Annotated in this window: 22 protein-coding genes; 5 read left to right on the plus strand and 17 right to left on the minus strand. The window is 43.7% G+C overall.

Annotated features, from left to right (window positions below; all coding sequences use genetic code 11):
• Positions 1–49: 49 nt before the first annotated feature.
• The 7 genes from AB4623_RS17655 to AB4623_RS17685 all read right to left on the minus strand — a co-directional run bounded on the left by AB4623_RS17655 (position 50) and on the right by AB4623_RS17685 (position 7,278).
• Positions 50–937: a DUF2861 family protein gene (locus AB4623_RS17655; protein WP_029235234.1), complete on the minus strand. Its 888-nt coding sequence runs from the start codon at positions 935–937 to the stop codon at positions 50–52.
• Entirely contained in the window at positions 937–1,596 is a 660-nt protein-coding gene (vxrB, locus tag AB4623_RS17660) for a response regulator transcription factor VxrB (protein WP_017060099.1), read from the minus strand. The genes AB4623_RS17655 and vxrB overlap by 1 nt, the downstream gene beginning before the upstream one ends.
• Positions 1,571–3,043 (minus strand): sensor histidine kinase VxrA, encoded by a 1,473-nt coding sequence (vxrA, locus tag AB4623_RS17665; RefSeq protein ID WP_372147063.1) that lies wholly within the window; start codon positions 3,041–3,043, stop codon positions 1,571–1,573. Before vxrA ends, vxrB begins: the two co-directional genes overlap by 26 nt.
• 289 nt (positions 3,044–3,332) lie before the next feature.
• Positions 3,333–4,730 carry a Re/Si-specific NAD(P)(+) transhydrogenase subunit beta gene (gene pntB / locus AB4623_RS17670; protein WP_017069087.1) on the minus strand — a complete coding sequence of 466 codons (1,398 nt, stop codon included), beginning with the start codon at positions 4,728–4,730 and terminating at the stop codon, positions 3,333–3,335.
• A gap of 10 nt (positions 4,731–4,740) precedes the next feature.
• Positions 4,741–6,288, minus strand: a complete 1,548-nt coding sequence (gene pntA, locus AB4623_RS17675) for a Re/Si-specific NAD(P)(+) transhydrogenase subunit alpha (RefSeq protein WP_372147065.1) — start codon at positions 6,286–6,288, stop codon at positions 4,741–4,743.
• 300 nt (positions 6,289–6,588) lie between these two features.
• Positions 6,589–6,870 (minus strand): HlyU family transcriptional regulator, encoded by a 282-nt coding sequence (locus tag AB4623_RS17680; RefSeq protein ID WP_004731023.1) that lies wholly within the window; start codon positions 6,868–6,870, stop codon positions 6,589–6,591.
• Between the two features lie 39 nt (positions 6,871–6,909).
• Positions 6,910–7,278: a late competence development ComFB family protein gene (locus tag AB4623_RS17685; protein ID WP_017060104.1), complete on the minus strand. Its 369-nt coding sequence runs from the start codon at positions 7,276–7,278 to the stop codon at positions 6,910–6,912.
• Between the two features lie 476 nt (positions 7,279–7,754).
• On the opposite strand from AB4623_RS17685, the gene AB4623_RS17690 reads away from it, so the two are divergent.
• Entirely contained in the window at positions 7,755–8,996 is a 1,242-nt protein-coding gene (locus AB4623_RS17690; RefSeq protein ID WP_372147067.1) for a GGDEF domain-containing protein, read from the plus strand.
• Positions 8,997–9,140: 144 nt separating this feature from the next.
• On the opposite strand, the gene AB4623_RS17695 is transcribed toward AB4623_RS17690, so the two are convergent.
• Both AB4623_RS17695 and AB4623_RS17700 read right to left on the minus strand, forming a co-directional pair.
• A complete protein-coding gene (locus tag AB4623_RS17695) occupies positions 9,141–10,151 on the minus strand; it encodes a Solitary outer membrane autotransporter beta-barrel domain (RefSeq protein ID WP_029235232.1) in 1,011 nt (336 codons plus the stop codon).
• Positions 10,152–10,229: 78 nt separating this feature from the next.
• Positions 10,230–11,201 (minus strand): diguanylate cyclase, encoded by a 972-nt coding sequence (locus AB4623_RS17700; RefSeq protein ID WP_170791831.1) that lies wholly within the window; start codon positions 11,199–11,201, stop codon positions 10,230–10,232.
• A gap of 131 nt (positions 11,202–11,332) precedes the next feature.
• Between AB4623_RS17700 and AB4623_RS17705 the strand changes: the two genes are divergently transcribed.
• The gene (locus AB4623_RS17705) at positions 11,333–11,770 is read left to right on the plus strand and encodes a DUF3069 domain-containing protein (RefSeq protein WP_017060108.1); all 438 of its coding nucleotides are present in this window, start codon (positions 11,333–11,335) and stop codon (positions 11,768–11,770) included.
• A 311-nt stretch (positions 11,771–12,081) separates the two neighbouring features.
• On the opposite strand, the gene modC is transcribed toward AB4623_RS17705, so the two are convergent.
• From modC to AB4623_RS17725, 4 genes are read right to left on the minus strand one after another with little or no spacing between them, the layout of a single operon-like run.
• Positions 12,082–13,188 (minus strand): molybdenum ABC transporter ATP-binding protein ModC, encoded by a 1,107-nt coding sequence (modC, locus tag AB4623_RS17710; RefSeq protein ID WP_017060109.1) that lies wholly within the window; start codon positions 13,186–13,188, stop codon positions 12,082–12,084.
• A complete protein-coding gene (gene modB / locus AB4623_RS17715) occupies positions 13,185–13,883 on the minus strand; it encodes a molybdate ABC transporter permease subunit (RefSeq protein ID WP_017060110.1) in 699 nt (232 codons plus the stop codon). The genes modC and modB overlap by 4 nt, the downstream gene beginning before the upstream one ends.
• Positions 13,884–14,642 (minus strand): molybdate ABC transporter substrate-binding protein, encoded by a 759-nt coding sequence (gene modA, locus AB4623_RS17720; protein ID WP_372147069.1) that lies wholly within the window; start codon positions 14,640–14,642, stop codon positions 13,884–13,886.
• 56 nt (positions 14,643–14,698) lie between these two features.
• Positions 14,699–16,165 carry a cobyric acid synthase gene (locus tag AB4623_RS17725; RefSeq protein ID WP_171733216.1) on the minus strand — a complete coding sequence of 489 codons (1,467 nt, stop codon included), beginning with the start codon at positions 16,163–16,165 and terminating at the stop codon, positions 14,699–14,701.
• A gap of 278 nt (positions 16,166–16,443) precedes the next feature.
• Between AB4623_RS17725 and AB4623_RS17730 the strand changes: the two genes are divergently transcribed.
• Both AB4623_RS17730 and AB4623_RS17735 read left to right on the plus strand, forming a co-directional pair.
• On the plus strand, positions 16,444–16,836 hold the full coding sequence (locus AB4623_RS17730; protein ID WP_017064574.1) for a YgiW/YdeI family stress tolerance OB fold protein: 393 nt from the start codon (positions 16,444–16,446) through the stop codon (positions 16,834–16,836).
• A gap of 98 nt (positions 16,837–16,934) precedes the next feature.
• The gene (locus AB4623_RS17735) at positions 16,935–17,459 is read left to right on the plus strand and encodes a hypothetical protein (protein ID WP_017069094.1); all 525 of its coding nucleotides are present in this window, start codon (positions 16,935–16,937) and stop codon (positions 17,457–17,459) included.
• Between the two features lie 137 nt (positions 17,460–17,596).
• Here the strand turns inward: AB4623_RS17735 and AB4623_RS17740 are convergent, their stop codons facing one another.
• The 4 genes from AB4623_RS17740 to AB4623_RS17755 all read right to left on the minus strand — a co-directional run bounded on the left by AB4623_RS17740 (position 17,597) and on the right by AB4623_RS17755 (position 22,458).
• Positions 17,597–19,204: an ABC-F family ATPase gene (locus AB4623_RS17740; protein WP_080582218.1), complete on the minus strand. Its 1,608-nt coding sequence runs from the start codon at positions 19,202–19,204 to the stop codon at positions 17,597–17,599.
• 323 nt (positions 19,205–19,527) lie between these two features.
• The gene (locus AB4623_RS17745; protein ID WP_017069095.1) at positions 19,528–20,214 is read right to left on the minus strand and encodes an ATP-dependent zinc protease; all 687 of its coding nucleotides are present in this window, start codon (positions 20,212–20,214) and stop codon (positions 19,528–19,530) included.
• 11 nt (positions 20,215–20,225) lie between these two features.
• Complete coding sequence (locus AB4623_RS17750) at positions 20,226–21,410, minus strand: amino acid aminotransferase (RefSeq protein ID WP_372147071.1); 1,185 nt, start codon at positions 21,408–21,410, stop codon at positions 20,226–20,228.
• Positions 21,411–21,621: 211 nt separating this feature from the next.
• Entirely contained in the window at positions 21,622–22,458 is an 837-nt protein-coding gene (locus AB4623_RS17755; RefSeq protein WP_372147073.1) for an AraC family transcriptional regulator, read from the minus strand.
• 169 nt (positions 22,459–22,627) lie between these two features.
• On the opposite strand from AB4623_RS17755, the gene AB4623_RS17760 reads away from it, so the two are divergent.
• Positions 22,628–24,055: an MATE family efflux transporter gene (locus AB4623_RS17760; protein WP_137001490.1), complete on the plus strand. Its 1,428-nt coding sequence runs from the start codon at positions 22,628–22,630 to the stop codon at positions 24,053–24,055.
• The last annotated feature ends 61 nt before the right edge of the window (positions 24,056–24,116 follow it).

A 24,116-nucleotide genomic window follows, 5' to 3' on the forward strand; every position in this document is an offset into this window, starting at 1 on the left:
CCGTTTATCTTTGTTAGATCCCTTACATAGTTAACGGCACAATTTTAAATTACTTTAACTCTTCTTCGCTAGAAATATCATAAGTTTTACTGATAGTTTGTGCTTGTTCTATCGCTATGTCGCCTTGCCAGCGTGAATGCACCATTGAAACCGCTAAAACATAGCGATCATTAGGAAGTTCTTCACCAGTAAGGTTCATTGGATAATCAGATTCGTAGCTCTTGCCCCAGACCTGTTCATAGTGTTCATCAACGTAATCGTACAAACCGATTTCGAGCTTAGGGAGCGGACAATAAGGATTGAGTAGTTCTTTTTTATCGATTCGCCACGTGTCTTTTGATGCCCAGCGAACTTGTTGACGCATGGCAACTTCACCCAAAACAACCCAAGTGCTCCAAGACTTTCCGCCATCACCTTTAACGCTTAAACGGTATAAACCGGATTCAAGTTGAGAGGCTAAATTGTAACGCTTGCGGTATAGACTCACCGATGCGTTGTTAACCACTTCACTGTCTTTGGTTAACTCACTGTCCGAAGAAACGATCTTATCGACCCACTTCTCGAAGGTAATGTCTTGAATGTTGTTTTCGGATTCAACATTAATCGATACACGAAAGGTATCTCGGCCAGGGCTTTGAATGATGTGTCTTTTAACGACGACTGAACTAATCCAATCTGGGAGTGTTTTTCTGGTGAGAGTTTTACCACAATCTTTGTTCAATGCTTGATCGAACAGTTCATTGAGGTGATCTTCTCGTGATTGAGACGAGTTGATTTGCCAAACTTCCACTAATGAGTCAAACATCTGAGGTAAATCATTATCTAGCAGATGTTTATGAACTTGAGTCAGAGCATCGCTGCTCTTAAACCAATCCGTTGCTTGCGCGGTATTCGCTACGCAAGAAAACATTAATAGTGGAAGTAAGGCTATTCTCATTACGCTTTCATCTTGTAACCAACGCCACGCAGCGTTTCAATTTCTAGACCCGGCAGTTTCTGTCTTAGTTGCAGAACGTGCGTGTCTACCGTACGTGTTGTTGGGAAATGGTTGTAACCCCATACATGGTCAAGCAGTTCATCACGTGTAAACACACGTCCAAGGTTACTTGCCAAGAACAGTAGAAGGTCAAATTCAGTGCGCGTTAACGTTACTTCCTGTTCATTGAAAAACACTTCACGTGTCGCTTTATCGATAACAAGATTCTGAGCGATAACTTTTGATGCATCTTGTTCTTCAGAATCTGGCAGGCGAAGTTGAGCACGAATTCGAGCAAATAGCTCAGCCTCTGCGAATGGCTTTGTTAAGTAGTCGTTTGCACCTGAATCTAGGCCCGCTACTTTGTCTTTTACTGTCACGAGAGCCGTCAGCAAAATAACTGGGATATCTTTCTTTTTCTTCCAACCTGGAAGTGAATCTACTGAGTCGCCATCAGGAAGTTGACGGTCTAGAATCACTAGATCCGCTTGTTCCCAGTAGCCTTCAACTTCAGAGATCAGTTCTGCATGCAAACATTCATATCCAGCTTGCTCAAGGCTAACTAATAAACCGTCAGCTAAATTTTTATCATCTTCAACGAGAAGCAATGTCTGTTTCACAAGGTATCTCCAAAATAAATGTTGTTGGGGGGCCGATAAGCGTCATGTGACCGCCCATTTTTCCAACCATAGATTCCACTATCGTCAGACCTAAACCGAGTCCACTCTTACTTACGAATGGCTTTCTTAGTTGCCCCCAATCTTTGCGAGACAAGTCTCCATTATCTATAACTTTGAATGTCAGCTTCTTGTCAGAAGTATTCAGTTCTAGAATTACTGGAGCCACACCGTATTTCACGGCATTTCTGATTAGGTTATCGATGCACGTTCCCAACCAATATACGTTCACTTTTGCAGCTATATCTTTGTTTACACGGAGTTCAATCCCCGGCGCAAAGTCTTCTTCAACTTTGTATTGGAGCCACTCTTCAACACTTGGCACCCACTCTGTTGCGAGCGGTTGATTATCTGATTGCAGGTAATCTTTACTTGCTTCCGCCAACTGTCTTAAACGGCGTGTATCTTCACACAGCCTACGGAACTCATCATATACCGATTCTGGTAAGTGTTCGAACTCACGCCTGAACCCTTCCACCGTCAATGACAAACTCGCAATCGGCGTTCTTAATTCGTGCGTTAGGATTTGAAGAACCAGCATACGACTCTTCATCTCTTGTTTCTTGCTGTTCCAGCGGTAAATCGCCCAACCTAAGACAAGCATGATGTTGGCAATAACCAAGATAAACATGGCGACTTGCAGAAGCTCTGAATGATCTTCTATTTCCCAACACACATTACCACGCTGGACAAAACAGCTTTTACCTTCTGAAGACAAGCTAAACGATAACCCAGCAAGCGTGGCATTTTCGTTCCAGACTGATTTTTTATACAGGTAATATCTGTAGCCGCGTTTTACCCACATCTCATCAAGCTCAACAAACATACTCGCACCCGCTAACAGCGCGGTGATTGCTTCGCTATCCATTTGTTGCAAGCGAGACAGTAGTTCATCGTGTTCGGTGTTTGGTCGCTCTTGAATATGCATAAAGCGCTTCAGAGAGTCGAATTTTTCTGGGTACTTCTCAACGTATCGTGCCGCATAAGAACCGCCGCCAGGGTGAATCAAACCACTACGGCTAAACCAACGGTCAGAAAGCTTGGTGCCTTTACACATTGCACGAGTAAAAACTAAAGGCTCAGTAATCAAAGGGCTTAACGGCAGTTTACCACTACAGGTTTTTGATAACTGGTACAAGCGCTGAATGTCTTTTAACGGGTACTCTGCTGTTTGTGGCAGCATAGAAGACGGCATGATCAAACGTGTTGGATAATCAGCCTGTAGCACTCGAATATCGTAAGATTCGAGTGCCGTTTCATGATCAAAGAGTTTGGTGAAATTATCGATACGCTCAGGTAAAGAGTCAGCAAATGCGTTTGCAGACACAGACAACGTAGCGATAAGAAGAGTAAATGTTCTTTTGATGATCACAAACCAACGCAAATTCATATAGATCAACCAAATATATACCATTCGCTATCAAAGATAAATTTTTAACCGCATGAAAAACATTGAGAATGGCGAGCTACAGAGATAAAGGCCAATATATTACGGCCACATTGTACATACGTACTAGTAGGCTGATTGGCAAGCCAAACCTCAATTGCGACAAGTTTTGCATCAGGCTTCGTCAACTTCGTATCAACTGAGATCACACATAGAGTCGCTTTCGTAAGATAAAAAAAGGAGCTCAAATGAGCTCCTTATCGAGTTGTTACAGATTGTTTAGAGGTGAGCTCTATAGATGTTCTAAGATACTTAGACAACTCTTTTTAGCATCGCCAAACAGCATCTGCGTGTTCTCTTTGAAGAACAGTGGGTTTTGCACACCGGCGTAACCTGTGTTCATCGAACGCTTGAATACGATAACATTCTGAGCGTTCCAAACTTCAAGTACTGGCATACCAGCAATTGGGCTGTTTGGATCTTCAAGTGCTGCAGGGTTTACGGTGTCATTCGCACCAATTACCAATACAGTATCTGTCTCATCGAAGTCATCGTTGATTTCGTCCATTTCTAGAACGATATCGTAAGGCACTTTCGCTTCAGCAAGCAGTACGTTCATGTGACCCGGTAACCTACCAGCAACTGGGTGGATACCAAATCGAACATTAATGCCCTGCGCTCGTAGCTTCTCAGTGATTTCATGCACTGGGTATTGTGCTTGAGCTACTGCCATGCCGTATCCAGGAGTGATGATTACTGACTTAGAGTTTTTCAGCATATCAGCCACATCTTCAGCTGATGTTTCGCGGTGTTCACCTTGCTCTTCATCGCCATCAGACACAACCACTTCTTGGCCGAATCCACCAGCAATAACACTGATGAAAGAGCGGTTCATCGCCTTACACATAATGTAAGACAGAATCGCACCCGACGAACCAACCAATGCACCAGTTACGATAAGCAGATCGTTTGCAAGCATGAAACCTGCCGCTGCTGCTGCCCAACCAGAGTACGAGTTAAGCATAGAGACAACTACTGGCATATCTGCGCCGCCAATCGATGCCACTAAGTGGTAACCGAATGCGAATGCGATAAGCGTCATCACCATTAGCGCGAACATGCTGCCGTCCGCTTTAACGAACATGATCATCAGTAGTGTAGAAACTACGATAGCCGCTAGATTCCACTTGTGCTTATGAGGGATGTTCAATGCAGACGAAGAGATCACGCCGCGAAGCTTACCAAACGCAACAATAGAACCCGTGAACGTCACCGCACCGATAAACACGCCAACGAACACTTCCACTAGGTGGATCACGTGCTCTGCATGAATATCTGCAGGGTTGATAGAAACAGTAGCAGGTGGATCGATGTAGCTGTTATAACCTACAAGTACTGCCGCCATACCTACGAAGCTGTGCAGAATTGCAACCAGCTCTGGCATTTCAGTCATTTCTACTTTTCTTGCGTAGTGGATACCAATACCACCACCGATCACCATAGCAATGATGATCCATACAATACCTGCAGAGTGAGGACCAAAGATCGTCGCGATCAACGCAATTGCCATACCCGTGATACCGTAATAGTTACCTGCACGCGCAGATTCCTGTTTCGATAACCCTGCCAAGCTCATAATAAAAAATACAGCAGCAACAATATAAGCTGCTTGTACTAATCCTTCAGACATCTGTTACTCCTTAGTCTTTACGGAACATTTCAAGCATACGTTTGGTCACGGTAAAGCCACCAAAGATATTGATACTTGCAATTAATACGGCAATAAATGATAAGAACGTGACGACGCCACTTCCTTGTCCGATCTGTAACAGTGCACCTACTACAATGATGCCTGAAATCGCGTTAGTCACGGACATCAAAGGCGTATGCAGAGAATGGCTTACATTCCAAACTACGTAATAACCCACCACACAAGCGAGAACAAAAACGGTAAAGTGAGATAAGAACGCAGCTGGAGCAACCGAAGCTACCCAAGCGAATGCACCAACAGCTACCGCCATACCCGCCACTTTCTTAATTGGAGAAACAGGTTCTTCAACTTTAGGCTCTGGTTTGGCCGCTTTTGGCTTAACTTGTTGTGGTTGAGCTGAAACTTGAATTGGTGGAGCTGGCCAAGTGACCTCGCCCTCTTTAACCACAGTAACACCACGCAGAACAACATCTTCAAAGTCGATTTTGATGTTGCCATCTTTCTCTTTGCAAAGCAGTTTCAGAAGGTTAACTAGGTTCGTTGCATACAGCTGAGATGATTGAGTCGGCAGTCGACCAACCATATCAGTGTAACCAACCACCTTAACGCCGTTAGCGGTTGTAATGACTTGATCCGCAACCGTGTATTCACAGTTACCGCCATTGGCCGCCGCAAGGTCTACAATCACACTACCTGCACTCATGCTGTCTACCATCTCTTTGGTAATCAGCTTCGGAGCCGGGCGACCTGGAATCAGCGCCGTTGTAATGATGATATCAACGTCTTTTGCTTGAGCTGCATAAAGCTCTTCCGCTTTCTTATTGAATGCTTCAGACATCTCTTTTGCGTAGCCGTCACCAGCACTGGTATCTTCCTTGAAATCCACTTCCAAGAATTCAGCACCCATCGACTCAACTTGTTCTTTAACTTCAGGACGAACATCGAATGAACGAACGATTGCACCTAAGCTACCCGCAGCGCCGATTGCCGCTAGGCCAGCAACACCAGCACCTGCAACCAGTACTTTTGCTGGCGGAACTTTACCCGCAGCCGTAATCTGACCCGTGAAGAATCGACCAAACTCATGCGCCGCTTCAACAACAGCACGATAACCCGCGATGTTTGCCATAGAACTCAATGCATCTAACGCCTGAGCTCTTGAAATTCGTGGTACAGAATCCATCGCCATCACGTTGATGTTACGACTGGACAATTGTTCCATTAACTCTGGATTTTGAGCAGGCCAAATAAAGCTGACCAATGTTGCGCCATCTTTAAGAAGATCGATTTCATTTTTAGACTCGTCAACGATCGGAGCGTTAACTTTAAAGATAATATCGGATTTCCAAGCTTCATCTGCGGTGACAACTTTTGCTCCAGCTTGTTCATAAGCTGCATCTTCAAAACTTGCTAACGCACCTGCTTGTGATTCAACACAAACTTCAAATCCTAATTTTAGAAGCTGTTCTACCGATTTCGGCGAAGCAGCGACTCGCGTTTCACCTTCGAGCGTTTCTCTTGGTACACCAATTTGCATAGCTATTCCTTGACTATTGGCACGAATGACTTATTCGTTTGTATCTAACGACAACTAATACTTCAAGCGTTTTGTTCAAAGAACAGGAAAAGTTATTACTTATAACGATTTGGATGGAATTTGAGCGCTTCATTCGGATAAATGACGACCGTCTCGAACCAAGAGGTCAAACCACTTGCAAATAATCCTTTTAATAACAACTCACTAGCTGTTCTTTATCCCTAAAACTAAAAAGAGCTTTCAGCATATACACTGAAAGCTCTCTAAATTATGACCAACATCAATTCTAACCCTAATTGGTTAGCTAAATATATTGTCGCCCATTTGGTCGATGAACATCTGCGATTTTTTGAGCATCAATTCATCGGCATCTTGTTTGTTTGAAACAACATCTGAACGAATAAAACGGTGAGTTTTGATTTCACCATCGAATTCTTTCTCGATTCGCCCAGCAACACGGTATTGACCAGACTCTGCAATGGCATCTTGATAGATATTGAAACCCTTATATTCGACTGGCTCAATCTCTACTTTTTGTTCGGTTTTTTCTTTGCCACCAAATAATCTAGAAAAGAATCCCACGTTTTTTACTCCTTAAATGACCGTATTCACCCTAAACTATCATGACTGTTTACGATTCAACAACGGCTTTTCATACCATTGCAATTCTACGTCATCGTCAAAATTGTGTTGACTAAATATAACAGGCACATTGTCATCACGTTCACGTCTTCGATCGTCAATAATCATACTTTCTGCATTTTTGACCGCGATCTCACTATTGCGTTTATAGAGCACCAATTTGTCTTCTGGCAATGCTGACAGAAAATCGATATCAAAACGAATATAGATAGGTTTTAGCTGACCCAAAGCCAAGCACGCGAGATCGGCCAACTGTTCGTTGGTATAACTAGACACATATTCCTCGGTAGCCAATACATGACCTACCAGAGTTTCCATATAGTTATGTACATCAACACTAATTTGCATACCACACCTCCATTTGTAGCGGTTTTTCTAGTCGCAGTCGTTTCTAAAGTCACTTGAAACCATGCAATTCCTAATAGCTTTCTATAACTCAGTTATAGGTTTTACTGTCCATAGTTGAAACTTAGGTATTATTTAATCTTACTCTGACTTCATTACAGATCTTCGTCGCTTAATGAAAAGGTCACTCAATGATAACTGATCATCAAGCCCTTTAAGTGACAGCGCCAACGTAAGAGCAGCAGAGCAGATTTTGTTAAGTATCTATAACGACTAATTAATTTCTCATATATACTGTGTAGTTCGTTCTAAGGTTAATAGCAACTCAAAATACATATAAAAATGATTGCACCAATAGCGACCTATGACTATGTTTTTGCTCTAATTTAGGTAAAAAGCTTGGCAATCGCTTGTTTAACCGTATCCTACGCATAGTATTAAATAATAAGATCATCAATATAGTTAGGCTCACCACATAAATGGCATCATCTTTTGTAACGTCGAGCATGTTTCGATTTTGCTTCCCTTTAGTCCTGTTAACAATTTTGCTCGTTGGTATGGACAACGTCATTCTCGTGACGGACTCAAATTTGGGGTTTGCTAGCAACCTCCCTTACATTTTATTGAGCGTTGCGGTCCTGCTATGCCACACATTCAGACAAGGTCGAATGGCGATGGTATCGGTGACCATGCTCGTCGCTTATCTAATCATCCAGTTTCGCTTACAAACGCCTCTCAATACTGGCACAACGCTATTAGAGCTCTCGTTACTTGCGGCATTAGTACCGGTCACTTGCTTACTTGTTTATGCCTTCCCTGATAACGGCGTAAACTCAAAGTCGATGCTGCTCTACGCCGTCGTTCTTATTCTGTTTATGGTGTGGGCGCAATTGATCGTCTCTCACTTCCATGCCGGCGGTTTTGAATCATGGAGTGAAGGTCTTTTGTTTATTGTCAGAGACTTCTCCAAACTGCCTTTTGTTTTGGTGTTGTATAGCCTTTGCTTACTTGGCCTTACTGCCATTCTCGTGTTGGTGTATAACCGCTCTATCGATGTTGTGGTTTATAGCGCTATCCTGCTTTCTTCTTGTACGTTCATCTTCTTCGATATTCAGTACATCTCGAGCACCATGTTCTCGCTGTCAGGCACGTTGATCATCGTCTATGTGATGTCTGCTAGTCATGATATGGCCTTTAATGACCAACTGACTAACATTCCAGGTCGACACGCCTTAGAAGTCGATATGAAGCACTTGGGGCGTAAGTATTCGATGGCGATGGTCGATATCGATCACTTTAAGCAATTCAACGACACCTACGGACATGACATTGGGGACGATGTGTTAAAACTGGTGGCACGCATTCTGAGAGAAACCACAGGCGGCGCTAAAGCTTATCGCTATGGTGGTGAAGAGTTCACGATTATCTTCAAAGGCAAACATTCGGAACAAGTTAAAGAGCACCTTCAAGCTCTGATTTCCGAGGTTCAAAACTACGACATGACGATTCGTAATAGTCATGAACGCCCCGACGATCATGAAGTGGGTATGAAAAAGCGTGGCAAGAAAGGCAAACCATCGGAAGTGGTGAATGTGACGGTGAGTATTGGATTGTCTGATAGTACAACCACCAGACATCCTGAAGAGGTGTTGAAGCTTGCTGACCAAGCGCTGTATAAAGCGAAAGAAACCGGTCGAAACAAACTGTGTATTGACCGTTAACAATAGTTGATAGCGAAAGATATTGAGTGCTAGAGATCTAAATAGCTTAAGCCATTAATAGCGATCTGCTTCAATAACTATCACTTCCAAGTTCAACGAGCCTCATTGATTTGAGGCCGTATGGGCTTAACTGGAAAAAAGAGCTTAATCTTGGTTGAAGAATATAACCAAGCTGCCACCTTTTAAGCTACTTCCGTAGTTAATCGTAAAACCTATTCCCACGTTATCGACCCACTCATTAAACAGGTTTGGGTTAAGCAACCAACCAACACTGCCCTCGTAGTAAGATGTGGTGCCCATAGATGCCACGGTGTCACCACCAATATCAATTCGTCTTATACTCGAGTACATCGAAGTGATGTTCTTATCCCAACGCACGAGATCATAGAAAACCTTGGCTTCATTGGCGATATACCACCCTTCAGGATGACCGACATTGCCATTATTCGCCTCGCCCCAGCCGATGCCATTAAAGTAATGCCAACTGGTGCTCAATTTATACTTTCCCCAGTCATTCTTATCTTCGTACATCAGCTTGATTTTAGGCTCGATGATGTAAGCCCAAGCATCAGTATTGAGATATACGCCATCCAGTTGGTCTTGAATAGGCTTTAGCAACGAAGCGCGATATTCATAATCATTGCGGTAGTAAGAGATGTGGTTACCGATTGCAGAGCTGAAGCTCCAATATTCGTCTAGCTGGGACACATTCGCGAATTCGACGTAGCCAGACACTACCGACTCTTTTTGAAAATCGTTTCTGTTTGCTGCCGCGTACTCGACATCGTTCTCGATTCGCAATGCAGACAAGCGTAGCGTCACCTCTTGATGGTTGTCTTCGATGTAACTTGGTAATTCAAATGTGTAAGGCAAACTCAGGGAGGTGATGTTTTGGCGACGACTTACCGAATCATTCGAACCGATGTCTTCATTGTCCAAACTAAACACTTTATTGGGGTCAAAGTTATTGATACCAAAAGTGAAAACATCGGTGTCGTTGAGCAATACACTGGTGGCAAAGCTCTGCTCTAGATCCTTTCGAAAAAGATCAGATAGCGTATTGGCATTAACAGTGGTCGCCAAAGCGGTAAAAAATAGAGGAACCGCAAGCGTCCAAGATGTGTTAGTCATAGAAAATGACTTCGAATGTGGCATTTCTTTTATCACTTAAAGCACTTCCTAGCTCAAACGCTATTAGAAGTATAAATTCAAATATCTAAAAGAGCTCGCCAACTAACGCGCAAGCTCCAAAATGTTACGTTGTACAAAGGTATTTCTACCACTTTGCTTCGCTTGATAAAGCGCTTGATCGACCTTTTCGTAAATAGACGCAATAGATTCGCCACCTTCTGGCACAAATGACAACACACCTTGTGACGCTGTCACTCTATCCGATACCGTTGAGTGTTCATGAGCGTAGTTCATCTCATGCAATGCCTCTTTAACTCGAGTCGCGTGTACCTTAGCGCCTTCACTGTCTGTATCGCTAAGAATCAGAACAAACTCTTCACCGCCATAACGACCTACAAATTCTCCCGCACGAACAAACAGCTGTTTCAAGGTATTAGCAAGCCCTTGTAAGCACTTATCCCCTTGAATATGACCATAATTATCGTTGTAAGGCTTAAAGAAGTCTACATCTAGAAGTATGACTGTCATGGATATATTACGTCTTCCGTGCCACGCTATGCTCTCTTCAAGCTTAGTATCCATATATCGACGGTTATACAATTTGGTCAGGCCATCTTCGTTGGCTTGTTGCTGCAGAAGGATGTTCAGTTCTTCGAGTTTGGCTGTGCTTTGTTTTAGCTCTCGTCTCATGTGCGCGATACGTTGCATCGCAATCAGCTTAGAATTCAAAACAACCTTGTTTACTGGCTTGATCAGGTAATCATCGCCACCAGCGTCAATCGCTTTTGCGATCATCTCAGGTTCTTCGTGACCACTAAGAAAGATGATGGGAACCCATTCTGGGAATCGGCTTCGAACCTCATTCGCCACTTCAAAACCATCCATATCAGGCATGCTGATATCAAGTAACACGAGTTCAGGATCAAAATCAGAATAAACACTCAGGGCTTCTTTTCCGCTACCGACAGCTTCTACAATATGACCCAGTTGCTTGAGTCGGATAGCAAGTTGCATCCTGTCTAGTTGAACGTCATCAACCAGCAATATGCGCATTGAAGATCCCTTTTCTATCATCACATCACCTTTATCTAGTGTTGAATATTCAAAGTAGCTCAAATTTGGGCTTAAATCATGCCCTAATCTCTATATTAGATTGACTTTTTTACAGATCTTTTTAGCATTGTTTCTTTTTAAAGAGAAATACTATGTCAGACGCTACAAACAACGAACAACAAGAAATCGATTTAACCACCATCTCACCAGAACTTCGTCAAGTTATCGAATTTGATGGCGTACCAAAAGAGATGCACTTTATGGTTACTTCTATTCACGAAGTGTCTGAAGAAGCAGTACGCGAAGCTTGGGATAGTCTTCCAGCAAGCGCACAAAATGTTTTAGACAACTTCGAGCAGTTCCACGCTCTAATCTCAGTTAGCCAAGCTTTCGCTGGTGTTAACGTGATGGAAGAGTTCCCTACTCTTAAACTTCCAGAAGACATGTCTGACGAAGAAAAAGAAGAGTACCGTGCTCAACTGCTAGACCAAGTTCTACACAACTGTGTAAAAGACATGGTTAAACAAATCAAGAAAGCTCGTCGTGATGCAATCTTGAAGCGTGATTTCAAAGAAGTTTTTACTAAGTAAGTCTCTAGTCGCCTAAACTAGGCTAAGCGCTAACAGTACTACTTAGAATTAAGCCGCATGTTTCTTTAAACACGCGGCTTTTTTATATCCGCTATTTTCTGTTCGTCGATCGTTACGTCTGTATGTTCTTGTTGCTAATGTTCATATGATTCGACAAATCATATGCTTTAACACTCATATAGTGTGGCGCAAAACTGGCAGTTATACCGTATAAAAATGACGCATGTATCCATTCATGGAATCAAGACCGAATTTTCAGAACCTATAACAGGCAGTATCGCGGCAATATCGAAAAACTGACCTTGTCAGGTTTAATGCGTTACCGCGATATCTCTTTGAGCGACACTCACACCTTTAATTTGAGCGTAAACACGCTGCCCGATTTCTAGATTTAACTCATCCAGCGCCCACAATGTAATGGTTGCCCATAGGTAGCACCCAGACTCTAACTCTAGCTCGACCTCGACACTCTGCTTATTTGTGCCTTGTTGGTGCGTCTCTACGCTTTTAATGGTGACAGGAAGGATGTTACGTATAGAAGTCCCTTTCGGCCGTTCTAGCGTGATAGAGACATCATTTGCCCTAACTTGCAGCCTCACTGTCGTACCAAGCTCACTCGATACTTTCTGAACCCATAACGACGTCGACTTTCCTAGCATCAGGCGAGACAGCGCATAATCGTCATTGTGTTCCGCTAATGTCGCTTCAAACAACGAGCTTTGCTCTGAGAAAGATTGCCAAGGTTGCATGGCTCTCGATGCCCAAACCTCTTCCGTCACACCCGACGAAATCACTTTGCCTTGGTCAATAATCACAAGGTGATTTGCCAAGCGTAAAATTTCATTGAGGCTATGGGTGACATAGATGATCGGTATTTGGACGGTTTCGGATAAGTTTTCCAGAAATGGCATCACTTCGCGCTTACGAGGCAAGTCGAGAGACGCTAAAGGCTCATCCATCAACAAAATGCTCGGCTTTGATAACAAAGCGCGGCCAATCGCCACACGTTGCTTCTCACCGCCAGACAAACGAGCTGGGTATCGGTCAAGCAATGAACCCAAAGACAACAGCGAGACTATTTGCTCAAAGTGCGCTTGATCGACGCTTTTCATACCGTATTTAAGGTTCGCTGCCACCTTCATATGTGGAAACAATCGCGACTCTTGAAACACATAACCGACGTTGCGTTTGTGAGTCGGCAAATTAATGCCATTTTCACTATCGAACAGTGTGGTTCCAGATACGCTGATCAGACCTTTATCGGGCTGTTTAAGGCCACTGATTGCATTGATAAGTGAGGTTTTACCCGCGCCAGAACGACCAAAAATTGCCGTAATGCCGCTACTTGGTAATTCCAAGTCGATATCAAAGAACGTTTCACCAAGTTGTTGTTGATATTGGAGGATCAAAGCACTCATGCATTGCCTCCCAAGCGTTGTGCTGACTTTTTGTTGAGCCACTCAGATAGCATCAATGAACCCAGCGCTATCACAATAGAAATGACACACAAACGCGCGGCTTCCATTTCAGCGCCAGGGGTTTCAATAAAGGTATACATAGCCAAAGGAATGGTTTGAGTTTCACCGGGAATATTTGAAACGAAGCTGATGGTCGCGCCAAACTCCCCTAGGCTTCTTGCGAATGAAAGCATGGTGCCGGTAATGACCCCTGGGATCATCAAGGGTAAAGTGATCGTGAAAAACACACGAAGAGGTGAAGCGCCTAATGTAGCAGCCGCCTCTTCAAGCTTACTGTCTACGGTTTCTAGGCTCAATCTAATAGAGCGAACCATCAGCGGCAACGCCACAACCACACAAGCGAGTGCCGCGCCCTTCCAGCTAAAGCTGAATACAATACCAAACACGTCATTGAGCCACGAACCTATGATACCTTGCCTGCCCATCATCACTAGCAGTAAATAGCCAATAACTACAGGTGGAAGTACCAAAGGTAAATGGACAATACTCTCAACAATGCTCTTACCTACAAATTGTTTCTTAGCAAGTAGCCATGCTAAGCCAATACCGATAGGGATAAGCCATAAGATTGCAAACCCAGCGACTTTTAAGCTCAGCATTAAGGCTTGGTATTCGTATTCCGATAAATACATCATTTAACGCACTTCAAATCCAAAACTGTTCAAGGTGTCTTTCGCTTTTTCGCTCTTTAGGAAAGGATAGAACTCTTCTGCCACAACTTTATCACTCAACTTCGCTACAGGGTAACGTATTGGTGTGTGCAGATCTGATGGGAAGGTCGACACTAGGTTTACTTCTTTAGAAAGCAACGCATCCGTTTTGTAGACAATGCCAAGCTTAGCTTCACTGCGCTCGACTAAGGCTAAGGCCATACGAACATTGTTACTTGGTGCCAATCGAGTTTTCACATCGTCCCATACACCTAACGTTTCTAACGCTTCTTTTGCATAGATACCAGCAGGAACCGACATGGTGTTACCCACTGCGAGCCTTTCATTAGTAAGCAGTTTAGCCCATTGTTCACCTTTTGATAGGTCTAACGTTACCGATGTCTCTTTAGGAGCAATCAGCACCAGTTCGTTTTCACATAGGTTTGTGACATTGTCACTATAAACCAATTTACGATCGACTAAATGCGTCATCCATTTCTCATTTGCCGAGATAAAAATGTCTGCTGGTGCTCCTCTTTCGATTTGTCGCACCAAAGACGACGTACTCGCGTACACAGGAATCACATCGACAGAATGGTCTTTCTCAAACTCTTCAACCAACAGATTAACCGCATTGGTCATCGACGATGCAGCGTAAACTCGTAGCTTTTCCGCAGCAAAAAGATGACTAGAACTCAATGCCGAAGTTAAAGCCATGGTTAAAAGGAAGACTCGCTTTTTCATTGTTATCACTTATCTATTGTTCGTTTAAGTTCTTTAGCTAACTTCTAAATGGCGGCTTAAGCTGTTAACTCTGGCCAAAGCAGATCAAGATTTAAGTACTCTTCGATGGCATCAGCGATTCGATTAATACCCAGCTCTTTAAGCTGTTCGTGGTCAATCGCGGTCACATCGTTGGCTCCTGCCCATTCGCAAATAAGCGACAACGCATCACTGTTGTCGAATACGCCATGCAAGTAAGTACCAAAAATCGAGTTATCTTGATTCACAGCGCCATCTAGGCTGCCAGATTCTAACTGAACCGGTAAGGCTGTTTCTTTGACATCAGTCCTACCTACGTGGATTTCATAACCTTTTACTTGTGCTGTTTTGCCATCCAGCGTCATGGTGCCGCGTACGTTGGTTAAGGTTTTCTGCTGTGTAAGGGTCGTTTCAGTATCCAGATACCCTAACCCTTCGCTGCTGCCGGGTTCCCCTTCAACGCCATCAGGATCGTGGATGATGTTACCTAACATTTGGTAGCCACCGCAGATACCCATCACTTTGCCGCCTAAGCGCAGGTGGCGTTGAATATCTTTATCCCAGCCTTGTTCTTTTAGGTAATCCAAATCTGCTCTTACCGACTTTGTACCCGGCAAGATAATTAAATCAGCATTGTTTACACGTTCGCCTTTACCGACATAACGTAAATCAATCGAAGGATTCAATCTTAACGCGTCAAAGTCTGTATGGTTGCTGATTCGGGTTAGCACTGGCACCGCCACCTTAAGCTTAGCTTCTCCGTCAGACTCTTGAGCAGAGGTAATGGCATCTTCCGCTTCTAAGTTAAAACCATGCAGATATGGCAAAACACCAATGACTGGCTTGCCGGTTTTTTCCTCTAGCCAATCTAGGCCAGATTGAAGCAGTGCGATATCGCCTCTAAAACGATTTATCACAAAGCCTTTTACACGAGCTTGTTCAGATTCAGACAATAGAGCTAATGTCCCGTAGAGATGCGCAAAAACGCCACCACGGTCAATATCAGCAACGATGAGCACAGGGATGTCCGCTTTCTCAGCAAATCCCATGTTAGCGATATCATTTTCACGAAGATTGATTTCGGCTGGGCTCCCCGCACCTTCAATCATCACGCTTTCATATTCTTCAGAAAGTCGGTCAAACGAATCGATAACTGTATCCATCGCCACTTTCTTGTAATCATGATAACCCGTCGCTTCCATGTTGCTCAGCGCTCGGCCTTGCAAAATCACTTGCGCGCCGGTATCTGAGTTGGGCTTTAGCAATACAGGGTTCATGTGAACGGTTGGCTCTATATTACAAGCTTGCGCCTGAACCGCTTGAGCACGGCCAATTTCGCCACCATCTTTTGTCACAGCACTGTTCAACGCCATGTTTTGTGGCTTAAAAGGTGCCACTTTGATTCCTTTCCTTGCCAAAACACGGCATAAACCTGCCACCAAAACACTTTTTCCGGCATCTGACGTTGTCCCTTGAACCATAAGGGCACTTAATGGTGCTCGCATTTGTACTTAAATCCTTAATTTCTTAATTTTCAATTTATAGCTGTGGGCAATATTTCTCTGCGACCATCTTAACGTCATTGCCGAGTAGATGCTCAATAAAATGAATGGAAAATGAATGTGTTACTCACTCTGGATTCAACCCCAGTGTTGTTTAATAGCTCCATCGAAACGAAGCTTGTGAACGATAACAGGCGCTTCAACAAAAAACGTACTAACGAAAAGAAACGTTTCAAATTCAGAAAAACGTTTCTACTAAAAACAACATTAAGGGATTCACCATGAAAAAAACTGTATTAGCTATCGCATCTACTATTATCCTTGCTCCTACTTTCGCAATGGCTAGTGACCACAACAGCAATAATAATGTCAACAGCAAGCACGAAAGCGCTATTGCTTATACTGGCCCAATTGAAACCGTTTCTGTTGCGACACTACTTGCCGACACAAGCATGTTCGCAGAGCAAGAAGCAATTGTGGATGGCAAGATCGTTCGTCAACTTAAGAATGACACGTTTGTCTTCTCTGATGGCCAGAGTGAAATTCAAATCGAACTTGATGATGATATCCGCCTAGCACAACCACTGACCGCTGATACAAAAGTTCGTATCTTCGGTGAATATGAAGGTGGTAAGACACCTGAAATCGAAGTGGACCACATCCAGGTTCTATAAGCGATTAATATAAAAATACCGACTTCAAATAATTGGCCTGCATATTGCAGGCTTTTTTGTATTATACTGCCGCAAAATACAATTTATATGGAGTCACCATGCTAAGTTGCACGAATAAGACTGTCCTTTTAGGACTCGCTGCACTGTGTTCATTCTCTGCGTCTGCAAACAACTTTAACTACAACACATTCGAGCTGCGCATGGGTACTAGCCCAAGTACTTTCGGTGGTGAAGTCACAACAATGTTCACTCAGAACTCTCATTTTGTTGCTCGTATCGATTCAGAATTTGAAAGTGATTGGGATGCAGCGGTAGGTATGGGATTCAACGGCCCAATCAGTCAATTTGCTGACGTTACTGGCCAAATGTTACTGCACAACATTGAACGGAATGACGATAACCACATCAAAACAGAAATTAACCTTGGCTTGAGAGCTTGGTTAATGGCAAACGTTGAAGTTAACGCACGCCTTGGTCAACTGATCGACAACGATGACACTCGTTCAATTTTGGGTATCGGTGCTCGTTTCCATTCAACTGATCAACTGTCTGTTGGTCTTGATATGCGCAATAACGGCACATATGGCCACCAAATCTTAATGTCGGCTCGATTCGGATTCTAATCTAGATTTCAATTACTGAGTAATAAATAGCTAAACGTATTACATAGAAAAGCCCCGAACATATTAATGTTCGGGGCTTTTTTGTTTGTTAGTTTCGCTGGCTTTTAGTCGTTCACGACCTGAGCCAGCGACTTGCTTTATAAGCTAACCATCAGCATCTTTTTCTGGTGATCTAAGTACTCTTCATAAGTACCTTGGAAGCTCACTAGCTGTTGATCTTTTACATCGATGATGTGTGTTGCTAATGAAGAAACGAACTCTCGGTCATGGCTTACGAAGATAAGCGTGCCAGTGTAAACCTTCAACGCGTCGTTCAGGGCTTGGATTGCTTCCATGTCCATGTGGTTGGTTGGTTCGTCCATTACAAGCACGTTGATGTCTTGCATCATTAGCTTGCCGAATAACAGACGGTTCTTCTCACCACCAGAACAGTTACGCGCTTTTTTGTTCGCATCGTCAGCAGTAAACAATAGGCGACCTAGAATGCCACGTACCATAAGGTCATCGTGCTTCACTGTGCGCCATTGTGAGATCCAATCGAAGATGCTCAGGTCGTTATCAAAGTCAGACGTACTATCTTGTGGGCAGTAGCCTACAGATGCGTTTTCAGACCATTTTACGATACCTTCGTTTTGCTCTAGCTCTTGAACTAGGCAACGTAGCAGCGTGGTTTTACCTACACCGTTCTCACCGATAACCGCAAGACGAGTACCCGCTTCAAGCAGCAAGTTACCACCGGCAAACAATGTTTCGCCATCGAAGCCGTGACCAAGGTCTTGAAGTTCAAGCGCTTGACGGTGTAGTTTCTTACCTTCGCCAAAATCAATAGATGGGCTCATACGGCTCGATGATTTCACTTCATCAAGCGTGATCTTATCCATTTTCTTGGCACGAGAGCTTGCTTGTTTTGCTTTAGATGCGTTAGCACCAAAACGGTTTACGAAATCTTGAAGCTCGCTGATTTCAGCCGCTTTCTTAGCGTTGCTTGCTAAAAGCTGTTCACGAATCAAGCCAGATGCTTCTAGGAAGTACTCGTAGTTACCAGGGTAGACACGTAGCTCACCGTAGTCGATGTCTGCCATGTGTGTACACACAGAGTTCAGGAAGTGTCTATCGTGCGAAATGATGATCATTGTACATTTACGCTGGTTTAGCTCTTCAGCAAGCCAGTTGATCGTGTGAATGTCCAAGTTGTTGGTTGGTTCATCAAGAAGCAGGATATCTGGGTTTGCAAACAGAGCTTGTGCCAATAGCACACGCAGTTTCCAACCTGGAGCTACTTGCTGCATCAAGCCGAAATGGAACTCTTCTTCAATACCCGCTTGAATTAGGATGTCGCCAGCACGGCTTTCTGCTGTGTAGCCATCCATTTCCGCGAATTCACTTTCAAGTTCTGCGACTTTCATGCCGTCGTCTTCGCTCATTTCTGGCAAAGAGTAAATGCGGTCACGTTCTTGTTTTACTTCCCAAAGTTTTCTGTCGCCCATGATCACAACGTCGATAACGCTGTACTGTTCAAAAGCGAACTGATCTTGGCTTAGCACACCCAGTTTTTCTCCTGGAGTGATAGAAACGTTGCCCGAGCTTGGCGTTAATGCGCCACTTAGGATTTTCATGAACGTTGATTTGCCGCAACCATTAGCGCCGATCAAACCATAACGGTTGCCGTTACCAAATTTAGCAGAGATGTTTTCAAACAGCGGCTCTGCGCCAAATTGCATTGTGATGTTCGCGGTAGATATCAAAGAACTAATTCCTAAGCGTGTACTGACAGATAATTATTAGGCTATTTCAAGAACCTAAATAAGAAGTACGAAAGTATGGATTAAACAAAAATCGAAGCGCGGATTATATAGAGATCTCGATCACGTTGTCGAGGCTAAACAGTAAACGAATAGTAAACATAGACCATTTAGATGCTTTTCATACGTTATGGGGTGTAAATAAAAAAATCCCCACCAGCAGAACTGGTAGGGATTTCATTTATCAACACTAAAAGTCTTTTAAGCTCGTCACCTTTGAAACTATAGCTCTTCAAACGAAAAGCTTTGATGACGAGCAGAACTTGTTATTTAGTAATTTTCTTCTGAACGTATTTTTTGCTCACGTCGACAACCGCAACATCTCTAAAGAAGCTTCTACCCAACAGAAGTGGGAAAGAAAGATGCGTTCGGTCGGCTAGCGTAAATTCAGTTTTGTCTTTTAGATCGCCAATTTGAATCGAAGCTACAACCACAGCGCGTCGTTGTGTGCCTTCTGCGCTTGATTGCTTGATCTTAACCCAGCGTTCTACTGGTAAGCTGATCTCTTCAGTTGTAATTCCGTCGTGTTCAATCTTGAACTTAACCCAGTCTTTGCCGTCACGTTCAAAATCAACAATATCAACTGCACTGATTGAAGAGGTTGTTGCACCGGTATCGACACGTGCTTTAAACGCTTCTTTTAAACCAGGAACAAACACCCACTCTTCTTCACCAAGAATCAGTTTGCCATCACTTGTTTTTCTAACCTTCTCTACTGGTTTTTCAACAGGTGCAGGTTTTACTTCCGGCTCAGTTGGTTTTACTTCTTCAGGCTTCTCAGTAGGTTCCGTTACTTTCTCGCCTTCTGTTGCGTCAGTTTTTGAAGAGTCATCCACAACAGGTTGTTCGATTTGAGGCTTTTGCTCTGGCTCAACAGGAGCTTGAGTTGTAGCCGAACAAGCAAACAGGCCACCACTTAGCATTAAAACTACAATCGCTTTCCAATTATACATTCAGTCACCTTCTATTTTGAAACGTTTGCTATCGCTTTTGCTACATAAGGAATATGAGATTCGGAAAGGCCTGCGATATTGATGCGTCCATCACCAACACCATAGACTCCATATTCTTCACGTAATTGATTCATTTGAGTTTCTTTAAAGCCTAGTACACTAAACATGCCTTTATGGCTTTCAATGAAGTCAAATTGTGACGTGTTATAAGTATTTCGCAATTCATCACATAAACTTTGGCGCAGATTTAACAAACGTTGCTGCATTTCACTCAATTCTTGCTTCCAAATCGAGGTTAGCTCTTGATTCTGAAGAATTGTTTTAACCAAAGCTGCACCATGATCTGGCGGCATTGTGTAAGTTGAACGAGCAAGCGTTAGAAGCTTACCTTTAGCATTGCCAACGTGTTCGCTGTTTTTGCCAATCACGATAGCGGCACCCGTTCTTTCACGGTATAAACCGAAGTTCTTCGAGCAAGATGTCGTAATCAACATCTCTTCGACGTTGTTAGCCATGTGTTGAAGACCTTTTGCGTCTTCTTCTAAGCCATCACCAAAGCCTTGGTAAGCAATATCAACGAACGGCAAGAAGCCATTTTTCTGCGATAGTTTGGTAATTTCCTGCCACGCCTCAAAGTCGATATCCGCACCCGTTGGGTTATGACAGCAACCGTGCAGTAGTACCACATCTGATGGACCCGCTTTTGAAAGGTCATCCAACATTCTTGCAGTATCAACTTGCTTCGTTTCAGGACTGAAGTAATTGTAATATCGAACTTTTAAGCCTGCCGCTTCCATCACCGGTTTGTGGTTAACGTAGCTTGGGTTTGAAATCCAAACCGTGGTGTCTGGTTGAGAAACTTTCATTAAGTCACCCAACATGCGAAGTGCACCACTTGCACCCGGTGTTTGAATCGCAGCAACGCGATCCATTGCAGAAGTCCCTTTAAGCAGCAGATCAACCATGCTCTGGTTGAACTCTTCACAGCCTGCTAGGCCAACGTAAGCTTTGGTTTTCTGCGTTTCAACAACGATATCTTGAGCCATAGAAACGGCTTTCATGATCGGAGTTTCGCCTTGATCGTTTTTGTAAACGCCAATACCTAAATCGACTTTGTCAGTACGAGGGTCGCCACGGTAAGCGACAGAAAGAGATAAAATTGGATCTAAAGTTGGTTTTGGTAGATGTGAAAACATGAAAGTCACAACCCTTTGAAATTCAAGTAATGGATTTCACGTTAACATTATCGTAGACAAATCAGAAACATTTTTTAATAGAAGCGCTTAGTTAGAATAAGTAAACAGAGATTGGTCATTTTACGTCACAAAACAGCGTAAATTTCGAACACTTTTAGTGCTTTATCAAAAGAGCAGTAGCTTGTTTAAGAAGTACCTTGTTGATTCTCAGCTAAATGCCTTGTTTGAATTGCCTTGGTGTCATGCCCGACCAAGCTTTAAATCGAGTACTAAAGTTCGCTGCATTCGGGTACCCCACGATCTCGCCAATATGTTGAATCGACCAATCACTCGATTTCAACAAACGAGCAGCGTATTCCATTCTCATACGCATAATATGAGTCATCGGGCTATGAGAGTAATAACGTTGGCACAAACGATGGAAGTGCGGCTCTGAACAAGGAAATAGGTTTGCTAGCTCATGCACATTCCACTCTTTATGAAGCTGCTTTTGAACACTGTCGAACACACGTCTCAAGCGAATCAAATTTCGAGATTGTTGCTGCGGGACGGGAGCATTAATCATGAATTCTATTTGCGCTACGCTGTGAATGGCAATCGCTCCGCCTAAATCAATGGGCAAGGCAATACTTCTCAGCAAGGTATGAATACAAGACGAGACGACTTCGGCTGCAGGAGAGAGCGTATAACTCACTTCATCATTGACGACATTATCCCAATGCTTATCAGGCGATAGAAAGATCCACGCTATCTGCCATGTTTCTTCTTCAATCCCAAAGCCATTCTCAACGCCTGCAGGCACAGTAATGCACGACCCCGGCTCTAGAATATAGCGACACGCCCCACTTTCTAACCACCCTTTGCCCCTAACCGTGTATAGCAGCATGTGTTTCTGGGGGTTCTTCCGATGTACCGAAAAGAAATCTCGGCACGACGCCGTCCCACACTGAACGATACCCAATTCTTCGAATGCCAATACATGGCTTTGATCGACAAACTCTTGGTGTGTCTGATCAGAGATCTCGTACCGTTCGTGTCTCTCACTCATTTCACTGGTCGCTCATTAGGTTTGCCTGCAATTAAATCGCCACTTTAGTCATTCGATAGTTTTGGAATAGATGATTTTGAAAACAGATCGTTTTGACAAATAGACAGCTTTTGAAAATAGATAGTTTGGCAAAAGTTTGTGATGAACCTGAACAATACAGCCTAAACAAATGCCGATAAACTTCTCGCATATTAACCACAGGGGAAATGCGATGCGCTCGACATATCGTCATCTAGACAAAGATTTTTGGCAAAAGCTTTTACACATCGGTTTGCCTGTATCGCTACAAACCATGTTGTTTTCATTACTCGGCGTGGTCGATATTTTTATGGTTAACCAACTGGGTGACTCTGCAACTGCGGCGGTTGGTGTGGGTAACCGCATATTTTTCTTCAACTTGATCATGGTATCCGGGATTAGCGGCGCTGTCAGTGTGCTAGCTTCGCAATATTTCGGTGCGGGAGATTTCAACGGAATTAGACGCACATTAGCACAGTCATGGGCATTGTCTGTCTTTACCATCATCCCCTTTGTGTTGATTTATACATTGGCTCCTGAATCAGTCGTGTCTGTGGTGGCCTCAGACCCTGATTACGTCCGCTTGGCAACGGATTACCTTTGGATAACAGGAGCCAGCCTTTTTGGTACCGCGATCGTAGTGCCCTTAGAAAGCGCACTGCGATCGGTCGGCGAAGCCAAGCTACCCACCAAGATCAGTATTTGGGCAATCATCGTTAATGCGATTCTCAATGCATTGCTGATCTTTGGTTTGTTTGGATTTCCAGAACTGGGCGTAGTTGGTGCGGCTATTGGCACCACGGTGTCTCGATTCTTTCAGACGATAGCGCTGCTTATCATGGCGAAGAAACACTACGCGCATCTATTCCCGACATTAAGTAATTGGCGAGAAGCGATATTACCGAAGCATAGAAAGAAGTACTTCACGATAGCAATACCTATGTTGGTTCATGACACAGCATGGGCGGGCGGGATTCTTATTTATAACGTGATAGTTGGGCAAATGGGTGTTGGAGAGCTTGCGATCATTTCGCTGTTATCGCCAGTAGAAAGTATCTTGATCTCGGCGTTCATGGGGTTTGCGGTCGCCGCTTCGATCATTCTAGGCAACGAGATCGGCGCGAAGAACTATCAACGTGTTGAGAACACCGCATGGGGTTATGTATTGGTCAGCTGTGGGCTTGCGGCTATATTAGCCTTGGTGTGTTGGTTTGCTAAACCCGCGATCGTATACATGATCGGCCTTACTCACTTAGAGCTCAAAGAGACAGCCGTTAACGTCACCTTAGTCATGGCACTCGGCATGATACTAAGAGTCTTCAATATGGTTGGTATTGGTGGCGTGCTGAAAAGTGGTGGAGACATCAACTACAGTATCTTCATCGACCTGTTTGGCCAATGGGCAATCGGTATTCCCCTTGCTTACTTTACTGCGCTGGTGTTGGGTTGGCCGCTAGAATGGGTTTTGATGATTGTGTTACTGGAGGAGTTAGCGAAGATCGCTTTAACTAGCCAGCGAATTCACTCTAAGAAATGGATCAACAATCTAATCGACGAGCCTGAGCACATTCCTATATAAACAGGCGATAGATTCAAAGAACTCACACCCAAGGGCTGATTTGTAGCATTGCGCTAACGAT

The organism is Vibrio sp. 10N.222.52.C12 (genome assembly GCF_041474215.1).
Taxonomy (GTDB): domain Bacteria; phylum Pseudomonadota; class Gammaproteobacteria; order Enterobacterales; family Vibrionaceae; genus Vibrio; species Vibrio crassostreae_C.